This is a genomic window from Cellulomonas septica, from assembly GCF_012396155.1.
Lineage (GTDB): Bacteria > Actinomycetota > Actinomycetes > Actinomycetales > Cellulomonadaceae > Cellulomonas > Cellulomonas septica.
In genome coordinates this window covers 1-11991 of the sequence record NZ_JAAXOY010000034.1, presented here as the reverse complement: position 1 = coordinate 11991, position 11991 = coordinate 1, and the positions used below count along the sequence as shown (strand labels likewise).

The following is an 11991-nucleotide window of genomic DNA, read 5'->3' as shown; positions in this document are numbered from 1 at the left end:
GCCCGCGACGTCGCGCACGCGACCGGCGGGTTCGTCGACGTGTCCAGCCGCCCGGACCTCACGGGCCGGCCCCGCATGCTCGTCGCGCGCCGAGGCCCGGGCACGGGGGCGTCGGACGTCCCCTCGACCCCGGCCGGGACCGTCCTGGACGGACAGCCGGACGTGGGAGACTCCCCCTCGTGAGCGAGCGCATCCTGCCGGCGTCCGATCCGTCCACCTGGGGTCCCGCGATCGACGAGGCGGTCGCTGCGGTCTCCCGCGGCGCCCTCGTCGTGCTGCCGACGGACACCGTCTACGGCATCGGCGCCGACGCCTTCACCCCGCCCGCGGTGCAGGCCCTGCTCGACGCGAAGGGCCGCGGCCGGCAGATGCCGCCGCCCGTGCTCATGCCCGACGTCCGCACGCTCGACGGCCTCGCGACCGAGGTCTCGGCGGAGGCGCGCGCCCTCGCGGAGGCGTTCTGGCCCGGCGGGCTCACGCTCATCGTGCGCGCCCAGCCGTCCCTCGCGTGGGACCTGGGCGAGACGCACGGCACGGTCGCGCTGCGCGTGCCCGACCACCCGAGCGCGCTCGCGCTGCTGCGCCGCACCGGCCCGATGGCCGTGTCGAGCGCGAACAGGACGGGGTCGCCGGCCGCGGTCACCGCGCAGGACGCCTTCGACCAGCTCGGCGACGCCGTCGCCGTCTACCTCGACGCGGGTGACGCGCCCGGTCAGGTGGCCTCGACGATCGTCGACGCCACGGGTCCGACGCTGCGGCTCGTGCGCGCCGGCGCGCTCACGCTCGAGCAGCTCGCGGAGGTCGCCGCCGTCGAGCCGCCTGCCCCGCCCGCGGAGCCCGGCCCGTGAGGGTCTACCTCCTGGCGCTGTTCGTCGCGGCCTCGGTCACGTTCCTCATGACGCCGCTCGCACGATGGTGCGCGCTGCGGTGGGGCGCGATCACCGCCGTCCGCACGCGTGACGTGCACGCGATCCCGACCCCGCGGCTCGGCGGGATGGCGATGTTCGTCGGCATCCTCGTCGCGCTGCTCGTCTCGAGCCGCATGCCGTTCCTCGCGGGGGTGTACGACAACCCGCACCCGATCGTCGGCATCGTCGGGGGAGCGGCGCTCGTGGTCGCGCTCGGCGTCGCCGACGACATCTGGGACCTCGACTGGCTCACCAAGCTCATCGGCCAGGTGCTCGCCGCCGGGTTCCTCACCTGGCAGGGCGTGATCCTCTACCAGCTGCCCATCGCCGGCACGACGCTGCTGTCGAACCGCACCTGGGTCGTCATCACGATCCTCACCGTCGTGGTCGCGATGAACGCCGTGAACTTCGTCGACGGGCTCGACGGCCTCGCCGCGGGCGTGCTCGCGATCGGCGGCGCCGCCTTCTTCCTCTACTCGTACCAGCTCATCGTCGACGTCCGGCGCGACGACTACGCGAGCCTCGCGACGCTCGTGCTCGCCGTCCTCGTCGGCGCCTGCCTGGGCTTCCTGCCGCACAACCTGTACCCGGCGCGCATCTTCATGGGCGACTCCGGGTCGATGCTGCTGGGCTTCGTCATGTCCGCCGCCGCGATCGTCATCACGGGCCAGATCGAGCTCGAGAGCGTCATGGACCGGCAGAAGTTTCCCGCCTACCTGCCGATGCTGCTGCCGTTCGCGGTGCTCGTGCTGCCCCTGCTCGACATGGCCCTCGCCGTCCTGCGGCGCGTCGGCCAGGGGAAGTCGCCGTTCCACCCCGACCGCATGCACCTGCACCACCGCCTGCTCGCGCTCGGCCACTCGCACCGGCGCTCGGTCGCGATCATGTACGTCTGGACGGGCGTCTTCGCGTTCGGCGTCGCCGCGCTCGTCGTGTGGTCGACGACCGCCGTCCTCGTCGCGTTCGGCGTCGGCGTGCTGGCCGCGACCCTGCTCACCCTCGGTCCCCTGCGGGACCGGTCCACCGCCCCACCCCTGGAGACACCGTGACGACCGACCCGGCCGACCGCCCCGACGTCCCCGAGCCCGCCACGACCACCCCCGCGCGGCAGCCCGGCGGCACGAGCGCCGCGGCGGACGCCGTCTTCCGCACCGCCCTGCGCGACACGCTCCTGCTCCTCGGTGCGCTCACCGTCCTCGGCGTCGGCATCGGCTGGCTCGTCGCAGGCCTGCCCGGGGTGTGGGGCGCGCTCATCGGCGTCGGGCTCGCGCTCGTGTTCTCGGGCACCACCGTCGTGTCGATGCTCGCCACGTCGCACTCGTCGCCGCAGAAGATGGCGGCCGTCGTCATGGGTGCGTGGCTCGGCAAGGTGATCGTCGTGATCGTCGTCCTCGCGCTCATCCGCGACCTCGACTTCTACTCGAAGCCGGTCCTCGCCGCGGTGCTCGCGGCGGGCGTCCTCGGGTCGGCGTACCTGGACTACCGGGCGGTCTCGCGCGGGCGCGTCCCGTACGTCGAGCCCTCCGCCTGACGCCCGCTCCCCACCGCTCGCGCGCCTCGCGCGCGGCGGCGGCCGGACGTCGTCCGGGCCCGTCCGGACCCGCCACGCGGGCACGCTCCGCCGGATGGGTCGAAGGGCCCCCCGGGAGGGCGGACGCCGGTGCAGGAGCGGCGGATTCATAGGTTAGGCTTCCTGCCATCCATGACGGCCAGGTGCCGCTCGCATGCCCACGACGACGCGGGCCGCGGTGCATCACGACCACCAGGAGCTCGCTCTGTCCAGCCTCGCGATGATCGCGCCGTTCGCCACGCACGAGGGCGAGAGCGGTGGATTCCACCCGCCGTCGATCACCGACTTCTTCCCGCCGCCGGTCCTGTTCGAGGGCACCCTCTTCGAGCTGAACCGGATCGAGCTGGTGCGTCTGCTCGTCTCGCTGGTGCTCGTCGTGGTCATGGTCGTCGCGGCCCGCCGGGCCAAGCTGGTGCCGGACCGCTTCCAGAACGTCATCGAGCTGCTGCTCGACTTCGTCCGCGTCAACGTCGCGGAGGAGATCCTCGGCAAGGACCGCGCGCGCAAGTACGTGCCCCTGCTGACGACGCTGTTCTTCGCGATCCTCGCGTTCAACATCACCGGCATCATCCCCGGCATCAACATCGCCGGCACCGCGCTGATCGGCCTGCCGGTCGTCCTCGCGCTGTGGGTCTACGTCATGTACCTCGGCGCCGGCGTCAAGGCGCACGGCGTGGGCGGCTTCCTCAAGGCGAGCCTGTTCCCCCCGGGCGTCCCGTGGTTCATGTACGTGCTGCTGACGCCGATCGAGTTCCTCACGGTCTTCATCATCCGGCCCGCCACGCTGGCGATCCGACTCATGGCCAACATGGTCGCCGGGCACCTCATGCTCGTGCTCTGCTTCTCGGCCACGCAGTTCTTCATCTTCGAGGCCGCGCCCGCCATGAAGGCGTTCGGCGCCCTCACCTTCGCCGCGGGCTTCGCGATGACGCTGTTCGAGGCGTTCGTCGCGGCGCTGCAGGCGTACATCTTCGTCGTCCTGACGGCCGTCTACATCAGCCTGTCGGTCGAAGAGGAACACTGACCGTCGTCCCCACCCCCGAGGGCCCCCGCGGTCCTCACCCCACGATCGAGTAGCCGGCCGACCGGTCGGGTACCCAACGGAAGGAACGAGCAACCGTGGCTCTTGCGGACACCAGCACCATCCTCGCGGCGGCGGACGCCGTCTCGGGCAACATCGCGACCGTCGGCTACGGCCTCGCCGTCATCGGCCCCGGTATCGGTCTGGGCATCCTCATCGGCAAGACGATCGAGGGCATCGCCCGTCAGCCCGAGGTCGCCGGCCAGCTGCGCACGACGATGTTCATCGGTATCGGCTTCGTCGAGGTCCTCGGCCTCCTCGGCCTGATCACGGGCTTCCTCTTCCCGTGAGCCTCGCCGCGCTCCCCGCGGCCTTCGTGACGGCCGCGGAGGGGAGCGAGGAGGTCCAGGGCATCGACCTGATCATCCCCGCTCCGTACGACATCTTCTGGTCGGCGGTCGTCCTGCTGATCATCGCGATCGCGTTCTACAAGTACGCGCTCCCGAAGTTCCAGGCGATCCTCGACGAGCGCACCGCCAAGATCGAGGGCGGTCTGGCCAAGGCCGAGCTGGCCCAGGCCGAGGCCGCAGCCGCTCGCGACGAGTACCAGGCGCAGCTGCAGGAGGCCCGCACCGAGGCCGCCCGCATCCGCGAGGAGGCGCGCGGCGAGGGCAGCCAGATCGTCGCCGAGGCGCGCACCAAGGCCTCCGAGGAGGCCGCTCGCCTCACGGAGACCGCGCACCGCCAGATCGAGGCCGAGCGTCAGCAGGCCGCCGTCCAGCTCAAGCAGGACGTCGGGACCCTCGCGACGGAGCTCGCGTCGAAGATCGTCGGCGAGGCCCTGGAGGACGAGGTGCGCCAGTCGCGCGTCGTCGACCGGTTCCTCGACGAGCTCGCCGCCAACACCGCCAGCACGGCGGACGCAGGTAAGGGGAACTGATGCGCGGGACGAGTCGGGCGTCGCTGGCGGCGGCGGAGGAGCGGTGGGAGCCGGTCCTCGATGCTGCCGGTGCGCACTCGTCGGAGCTCGGCGAGCAGCTGTTCGCCCTGGTCGACGCGCTGGACTCCTCCGGCTCCCTGCGCCGGACGCTGGCCGACCCGTCGATCGACGGCGACGCCAAGGCCGGGCTCGTCGGGCGCCTGCTCGCCGCTGCCGACCCCCGGGTCGTCGACGCGGCCCAGGGGCTCGTCCGGTCGCGCTGGTCGGCCGACGAGGACCTGACCGAGGCGACCGAGCACCTCGCGTTCCACGCGGTGCTCGCCACGGCCGAGGCCGACGGCTCCCTGGCCCGCGTCGAGGAGGAGCTCTTCCGCTTCTCGCGCGCGCTCGCCGGGCAGCGCGAGGTGCGTCGGACGCTGTTCGACACGACCGTGCCGGCCGCGGCTCGCGCGAAGCTCGTCGAGGACATCCTCGCCGGGCGGACGTCGCCGGTGACCGCGACGCTCGCGAAGCGGCTCGCCGCCGCCCCGCGCGGCCGTCGCTACGTCCCGGCGCTCGGCCACCTCGCGGACCTCATCGCGGCACGCCGGCAGCGGCAGGTCGCGACCGTGTCGACGGCCACGCCGCTGACCGCCGCGCAGCGTGACCGGCTCGCCGAGATCCTCGAGCGCGCCTACGGGCGGGTCGTGCAGCTCAACGTGGTGCTCGACCCGCACGTGCTCGGTGGCCTGCGCGTGCAGGTCGGCCCTCAGGTCGTGGACGCGACCGTGCTGGCGCGTCTCGCCGACGCCCGACGACGACTTGCCAGCTGACCGGTGCCCGCCCCCGCGAGTGCACCCATGACCTGTGAGACCGCACGCACCGCGTGCGTCCGATGAGGAGAAGGAACAATGGCTGAGCTGACGATCCGGCCGGAGGAGATCCGGGCCGCGCTGGACAGCTTCGTGAAGACGTACGAGCCGAGCGGTGCGGTGTCCGAAGAGGTCGGCCGCGTCACGCTCGCCGGCGACGGCATCGCGCAGGTCGAGGGTCTGCCGGGCGCGATGGCGAACGAGCTGCTGCGCTTCGAGGACGGGACGCTCGGCCTCGCGCTGAACCTCGACGTCCGCGAGATCGGTGTCGTCGTCCTCGGCGAGTTCACCGGCATCGAGGAGGGCCAGGAGGTCCGCCGCACCGGCGAGGTGCTCTCGGTGCCCGTCGGCGACGGCTACCTGGGCCGCGTCGTGGACCCGCTCGGCCAGCCGATCGACGGTCTCGGCGAGATCGCGACCGAGGGCCGTCGTGCCCTCGAGCTGCAGGCCCCCGGCGTCATGGCCCGCAAGTCGGTCCACGAGCCGCTGCAGACCGGCATCAAGGCCATCGACTCGATGATCCCGATCGGCCGTGGCCAGCGTCAGCTGATCATCGGCGACCGCCAGACCGGCAAGACGGCGATCGCGATCGACACGATCATCAACCAGAAGGCGAACTGGGAGTCGGGCGACCCGACCAAGCAGGTCCGCTGCATCTACGTCGCCATCGGCCAGAAGGGCTCGACCATCGCCTCCGTGCGTGGCGCCCTCGAGGAGGCCGGCGCGCTCGAGTACACGACGATCGTCGCGGCTCCCGCGTCCGACCCCGCCGGCTTCAAGTACCTGGCGCCCTACACCGGCTCGGCCATCGGCCAGCACTGGATGTACGGCGGCAAGCACGTCCTCATCGTGTTCGACGACCTGTCGAAGCAGGCCGAGGCCTACCGCGCCGTGTCGCTGCTGCTGCGCCGCCCGCCGGGCCGCGAGGCGTACCCCGGTGACGTCTTCTACCTGCACTCCCGCCTGCTGGAGCGTTGCGCGAAGCTCTCGGACGAGCTGGGCGCGGGCTCGATGACCGGCCTGCCGATCATCGAGACCAAGGCGAACGACGTGTCGGCGTACATCCCGACCAACGTCATCTCGATCACCGACGGCCAGATCTTCCTCCAGTCCGACCTGTTCAACGCCGACCAGCGTCCCGCGGTCGACGTCGGCATCTCGGTCTCCCGCGTCGGCGGTGCCGCGCAGGTCAAGGCGATGAAGTCGGTCTCCGGCACGCTCAAGCTCGACCTGGCGCAGTTCCGCTCGCTCGAGGCGTTCGCGATGTTCGCGTCCGACCTCGACGCGACGTCGCGTGCCCAGCTCGCGCGCGGCGCCCGCCTCACCGAGCTGCTCAAGCAGGGCCAGTACTCGCCGTTCGCGGTCGAGGACCAGGTCGCCTCGATCTGGGCGGGCACCAAGGGCAAGCTCGACGACGTCCCGGTCGAGGACGTGCGTCGCTTCGAGTCCGAGCTCATCGACCACCTGCGCCGCAACACCGAGGTGCTCACCACGATCGCGTCGACGGGCAAGCTCGACGACGAGACGACGGACGCGCTCGCGAAGGCGGTCGACGACTTCCGCAACGGCTTCCTCAAGGCCGACGGCTCGCCGCTGGTCGGCGGGGCCGACGAGGGCGCGGACGTCGAGGTCGAGCAGGAGCAGATCGTCCGGCAGAAGAAGGCCTGACGTGGCCGGATCGCAGCGCGTCTACAAGCAGCGGATCAAGTCCACCCAGTCGCTCAAGAAGATGTTCCGGGCGCAGGAGCTGATCGCTGCGTCCCGCATCGGCAAGGCGCGGGACCGCGTGAGCATGGCGTCGCCGTACTCGCGGGCGATCACGCGCGCCGTCTCGGCGGTCGCGACGCACTCCAACGTCTCCCACCCGTTCCTCGTGGAGCGGTCGGACACGAAGCGCGTCGCGGTCCTCCTCGTCGCCTCCGACCGCGGCATGGCGGGCGCCTACTCGGCGTCCGTCATCCGCGAGACGGAGCGGCTCATCGCGCGGCTCGAGGGCGAGGGCAAGCAGGTCGCCCTCTACGTCTCGGGTCGTCGTGCGGTGACCTACTACACGTTCCGCGGGCGCGAGCTCGTGGGGCAGTGGTCGGGTCACTCGGACGCGCCGTCCCCCGAGGTCGCCCGGGAGATCGCGGACACGCTGCTCGACGCGTTCCGCGCCCCGGCCGAGGAGGGCGGCATCGCCGAGGTGCACGTCGTCTACACGCAGTTCGTCAACATGGTGACGCAGCGTCCGCGCGTCGTCCGGATGCTGCCGCTCGAGGTCGTCGAGGGCGTCGCGCCCGCCGACGACAAGGGCGCGCTGCCGCTGTACGACTTCGAGCCGAACCCCGAGGTCGTGCTCGACGCGCTCCTGCCGCGCTACGTGCGGTCGCGGATCTTCGCGGCGCTGCTCCAGGCGGCCGCCTCGGAGCTCGCGGCCCGTCAGCGCGCGATGCACACCGCGACGGACAACGCCGAGGACCTCATCCGCACGTACACCCGCCTGGCGAACCAGGCCCGCCAGGGCGAGATCACCCAGGAGATCAGCGAGATCGTGTCGGGCGCCGACGCGCTCGCCTCGGCCTCCTGACCCCGACCGCACGACCCCAGACCATGCCGGAGCGCCGCTCCGGACGAGCGAAGCGAGGCCAGACATGACCGCCACCACCGTCGACGAGACGGCCGCCACCGCCGGCACGCCCGGCGTGGGTCGGGTCGCCCGCGTCATCGGTCCGATCGTGGACATCGAGTTCCCCGCGGACCAGATCCCCGAGCTCTACAACGCGCTGCAGGTCGACATCGACCTGTCGAGCCAGGGCGAGGGCGAGGGCGCGTTCACGATGACCCTCGAGGTCGCCCAGCACCTCGGCGACTCGCTCGTCCGGGCCATCGCGCTCAAGCCGACGGACGGCCTCGTCCGCGGTGCGCAGGTGCGCGACACCGGTGCGCCGATCTCGGTGCCCGTCGGTGACGTCACCAAGGGCAAGGTCTTCAACGTCACGGGCGACGTGCTCAACCTTCCCGAGGGCGAGACGCTCGAGATCACCGAGCGCTGGCCGATCCACCGCAAGCCCCCGGCCTTCGACCAGCTCGAGTCGAAGACCACGATGTTCGAGACCGGCATCAAGGTCATCGACCTGCTCACGCCGTACGTGCAGGGCGGGAAGATCGGTCTGTTCGGTGGTGCGGGCGTCGGCAAGACGGTCCTCATCCAGGAGATGATCCAGCGCGTCGCCCAGAACCACGGTGGTGTGTCGGTGTTCGCCGGTGTCGGCGAGCGCACCCGTGAGGGCAACGACCTCATCGTCGAGATGGAGGAGGCGGGCGTCTTCGACAAGACGGCCCTCGTCTTCGGCCAGATGGACGAGCCGCCGGGCACGCGTCTGCGCGTCGCCCTGTCCGCGCTGACGATGGCGGAGTACTTCCGCGACGTGCAGAAGCAGGACGTGCTGCTCTTCATCGACAACATCTTCCGGTTCACGCAGGCCGGTTCCGAGGTGTCGACGCTGCTCGGGCGCATGCCGTCCGCGGTGGGCTACCAGCCGAACCTCGCGGACGAGATGGGTCTGCTGCAGGAGCGCATCACCTCGACGCGTGGTCACTCGATCACGTCGCTCCAGGCGATCTACGTCCCCGCGGACGACTACACCGACCCGGCGCCGGCGACGACCTTCGCGCACCTCGACGCGACGACCGAGCTCTCGCGTGAGATCGCGTCGCGCGGTCTGTACCCCGCCGTGGACCCGCTGGCCTCGACGTCGCGCATCCTCGACCCGCGCTACGTGGGCCAGGACCACTACGACGTGGCGACGCGCGTGAAGTCGATCCTCCAGCGCAACAAGGAGCTGCAGGACATCATCGCGATCCTCGGTGTCGACGAGCTGTCCGAGGAGGACAAGACCGTCGTCGCCCGGGCGCGCCGCATCCAGCAGTTCCTCTCGCAGAACACCTACATGGCCGAGAAGTTCACCGGCGTCGAGGGCTCGACGGTCCCGGTGTCCGAGACGGTCGAGGCGTTCAAGAAGATCGCGGACGGCGAGTTCGACCACATCGCCGAGCAGGCGTTCTTCAACATCGGCGGGCTCGAGGACCTCGAGCGCAACTGGGCCCGCATCCAGAAGGAGTACGGCGTCTGAGACCCTCCCGTCCCGCGCCCGGCCGCAACGCCCGGCGCGGGACGGCGGTTCTCCGCCGACGGCGCGTCGCAGGGCGCGCCGCCCCCGCATCGAACGTGAAGGAGGAGGTCCGTGGCTGACCTCGAGGTCGACCTCGTCGCGACCGACGGCAAGGTCTGGTCGGGCACCGCTCGTCAGGTGTCGGCGCCGGCTGCCGACGGTGAGATCGGCATCCTCGCCGGCCACACCCCGATCCTGTCGGTGCTCCGCCCCGGCGAGGTCCGGGTCCAGCCGGTCGGCGGCGGCGAGCCGCTGCGCTGGCACGTGGACGGCGGCTTCCTGTCCGTCGACTCCGACACCGTGACCGTCGTCGTCGACACGGTCGCGTCCGGCACCCGACCGGCCTCCGCCGGCGACGCGCACTGAGGTCGACGCGACGGTGAGCCCCGTGGTCGTCGGCCTGCTGATCGGCGCTGCTGCGCTGCTCCTGGCCGTCGTGCTCATGTGGGTCTCGCGCGTGCACACGCTCGAGCGGCGGGTGGGCTCGTTCCGGTGCGCCGTCGGCCGGTCCGAGTCCGGACCCTGGTCGCTCGGCATCGCCCAGTACGGCTCGCAGCGGCTCTACTGGTGGCGGCGCTGGTCGCTCTCGCCCCGTCCGTCGATGCGCTGGGACCGCTCCGGTCTGGCCGTCGTCGAGCGCGTCGCGGGGACGCACCCGAGCGGCGCCGACGTCGTCGTCGTCACCTGCCGCGTGAGTGGCCGCACGGTCCACCTCATGATGGCCCCCGACGCGTACGCCGGGCTCACGTCGTGGATCGAGGCGACGCCGTCCCACGTCGGCTCGGTGATCTGAGGGGCTCCGCCCCCCCGCCGCACGCCCCGTCTTCGCCGTACGCCCCGTCTTCACAGAAGGTCGTCCATGCGTCTCGTCGTCGCCTCGTGCGCCGCCCGGTACAGCGGCCGGCTCAACGCCCACCTGCCGCGGGCGACGCGTCTGCTCGTCGTCAAGGCCGACGGCAGCGTGCTGCTGCACTCCGACGGCGGCTCGTACAAGCCGCTCAACTGGATGAGCCCGCCCTGCACGATGGTCGTGGGGGAGCCCGACGACGAGTCCCGCGCGGCGGGCGTCACGGCCGTGTGGACCGTGCAGCACACGAAGTCCGACGACCGGCTCGAGATCGACCTGTACGACGTCCTGCACGACTCGGCGCACGACCTGGGCGTGGACCCGGGCCTCGTGAAGGACGGCGTCGAGGCGCACCTCCAGGAGCTCCTCGCCGCGCAGATCCTGCTGCTCGGGGACGGGCACACGCTCGTGCGCCGCGAGTACCCGACGGCGATCGGCCCGGTCGACATCCTCGCGAAGGACCCGCTGGGCGGCACCGTCGCGGTCGAGATCAAGCGCCGCGGCGACATCGACGGCGTCGAGCAGCTCACCCGCTACCTCGAGCTGCTCAACCGCGACCCGCTGCTCGCCCCCGTGCGAGGCGTGTTCGCGGCGCAGGAGATCAAGCCGCAGGCGCGCGTCCTCGCGACCGACCGCGGCATCTCGTGCCTCGTGCTCGACTACGACGCCATGCGCGGCGTCGACGACGTCGACTCGCGCCTCTTCTAGCCGACCCGCGTCCCGTCCGCCTGCGACGCGGACCGCGTGGGTCGTGTCACAGCACCGACTGCTCCGTGCTTCCGGCATCCTGCGCTACGGTGTTGAACACGTTCAGTTGAACATGTTCAACCAGGAGGAGCGGGGGCATGGACGAGTCGGACGCCCGTCGCGACGAGGCGGGCGAGGTGCCGGACGGCGCCATGCCCGAGGCCCGCGAGGCGCCGGAGGCCGGCGAGGTTCCTCGTGCTGGCGAGGCGGCTGGGGTCGGCGAGGCGCGTGGGGTCCGCGAGGTGCGTGGGGTCCGCGAGGTGCGCGACACGCGTGCGCTCGTGCGGGCCACGGCGCTGCGGCTGTTCCGGGAGCGCGGGTACGCGGCGACGACGATGCGGCTCGTCGCGCAGGAGGCCGGTGTCGCGACCGGGAACGCGTACTACCACTTCGCCTCGAAGGACCACCTGGTCCAGGAGCTCTACCTCGACGTGACGCAGGACCACGCGCGGCGGTCGGCGGCGGTGCTCGCCGCGGGCGGTGACCTCCCGACGCTGCTGCGCGGCGTGCTGCACGCCGGGCTGGACGCGTTCGCCGGGTACCACGCGTTCGGGACGGAGTTCGTCACCGTGGCGATCCGGCCCACGTCGGCGGCGAGCCCTTTCTCCCCGGCGTCCCGTGGGGCGCGCACGACCAGCGAGGACGTGTTCCGCCAGGTCGTCGACGCAGCCGCACCCGCGGTGCCGCGGCACCTGCGCGCCGACCTGCCCGAGCTCCTGTGGCTCGCGCAGCTCGGCGTCACCCTGTTCTGGGTGCATGACGCGTCGCCCGGTCAGCGGCGCACGCGCGCGCTCGTCGACGGTGCGGCGCCGCTCGTCGGCCGCCTGGTGAGCCTCGCGCGGCTGCCCGTCGCCCGCCGCGTCACGGACGACCTGCTGCGCCTCGTGCGCGAGGCGATGCGGGTCGACGACGACGTCGAGCGCCTCGGCGCGCGTGGAGACGCCGATCTTGCG

Annotated in this window: 14 protein-coding genes and 1 pseudogene; all 15 read left to right on the top strand. The window is 72.0% G+C overall.

What is annotated here, in order from left to right:
- A pseudogene (locus HGA02_RS20720) lies at positions 1-183 on the top strand (hypothetical protein); the annotation flags it as partial.
- Positions 180-848: an L-threonylcarbamoyladenylate synthase gene (locus HGA02_RS03045; protein WP_124342286.1), complete on the top strand. Its 669-nt coding sequence runs from the start codon at positions 180-182 to the stop codon at positions 846-848. The pseudogene HGA02_RS20720 and the gene HGA02_RS03045, both read left to right, overlap by 4 nt.
- Positions 845-1957: an MraY family glycosyltransferase gene (locus tag HGA02_RS03040; protein WP_168677449.1), complete on the top strand. Its 1113-nt coding sequence runs from the start codon at positions 845-847 to the stop codon at positions 1955-1957. The genes HGA02_RS03045 and HGA02_RS03040 overlap by 4 nt, the downstream gene beginning before the upstream one ends.
- The gene (locus HGA02_RS03035; RefSeq protein ID WP_168677447.1) at positions 1954-2439 is read left to right on the top strand and encodes a Cg1360 family ATP-synthase-associated protein; all 486 of its coding nucleotides are present in this window, start codon (positions 1954-1956) and stop codon (positions 2437-2439) included. The genes HGA02_RS03040 and HGA02_RS03035 overlap by 4 nt, the downstream gene beginning before the upstream one ends.
- A gap of 259 nt (positions 2440-2698) precedes the next feature.
- Positions 2699-3502, top strand: a complete 804-nt coding sequence (gene atpB / locus HGA02_RS03030; RefSeq protein ID WP_168677456.1) for a F0F1 ATP synthase subunit A — start codon at positions 2699-2701, stop codon at positions 3500-3502.
- A 95-nt stretch (positions 3503-3597) separates the two neighbouring features.
- Positions 3598-3849, top strand: a complete 252-nt coding sequence (gene atpE, locus HGA02_RS03025; protein ID WP_013771954.1) for an ATP synthase F0 subunit C — start codon at positions 3598-3600, stop codon at positions 3847-3849.
- Complete coding sequence (locus HGA02_RS03020; RefSeq protein ID WP_168677445.1) at positions 3846-4439, top strand: F0F1 ATP synthase subunit B; 594 nt, start codon at positions 3846-3848, stop codon at positions 4437-4439. The genes atpE and HGA02_RS03020 overlap by 4 nt, the downstream gene beginning before the upstream one ends.
- Positions 4439-5251: a F0F1 ATP synthase subunit delta gene (locus HGA02_RS03015; RefSeq protein WP_168677443.1), complete on the top strand. Its 813-nt coding sequence runs from the start codon at positions 4439-4441 to the stop codon at positions 5249-5251. Before HGA02_RS03020 ends, HGA02_RS03015 begins: the two co-directional genes overlap by 1 nt.
- Before the next feature lie 78 nt (positions 5252-5329).
- Positions 5330-6958 carry a F0F1 ATP synthase subunit alpha gene (gene atpA / locus HGA02_RS03010; protein WP_168677438.1) on the top strand — a complete coding sequence of 543 codons (1629 nt, stop codon included), beginning with the start codon at positions 5330-5332 and terminating at the stop codon, positions 6956-6958.
- 1 nt (position 6959) lies between these two features.
- Entirely contained in the window at positions 6960-7859 is a 900-nt protein-coding gene (locus HGA02_RS03005) for a F0F1 ATP synthase subunit gamma (RefSeq protein WP_162351258.1), read from the top strand.
- A gap of 64 nt (positions 7860-7923) precedes the next feature.
- Positions 7924-9405, top strand: coding sequence for a F0F1 ATP synthase subunit beta (gene atpD / locus HGA02_RS03000; RefSeq protein ID WP_168677431.1), 1482 nt, complete (start codon positions 7924-7926; stop codon positions 9403-9405).
- A gap of 111 nt (positions 9406-9516) precedes the next feature.
- Entirely contained in the window at positions 9517-9810 is a 294-nt protein-coding gene (locus HGA02_RS02995; protein ID WP_130781871.1) for a F0F1 ATP synthase subunit epsilon, read from the top strand.
- Between the two features lie 13 nt (positions 9811-9823).
- Positions 9824-10237, top strand: coding sequence for a DUF2550 domain-containing protein (locus HGA02_RS02990; protein WP_343035238.1), 414 nt, complete (start codon positions 9824-9826; stop codon positions 10235-10237).
- Between the two features lie 66 nt (positions 10238-10303).
- Positions 10304-10999, top strand: a complete 696-nt coding sequence (gene nucS / locus HGA02_RS02985; protein ID WP_162351262.1) for an endonuclease NucS — start codon at positions 10304-10306, stop codon at positions 10997-10999.
- 137 nt (positions 11000-11136) lie between these two features.
- Positions 11137-11991, top strand: an 855-nt coding sequence (locus HGA02_RS02980; protein ID WP_343035235.1) for a TetR/AcrR family transcriptional regulator, incomplete at its 3' end; no start/stop codon positions are given.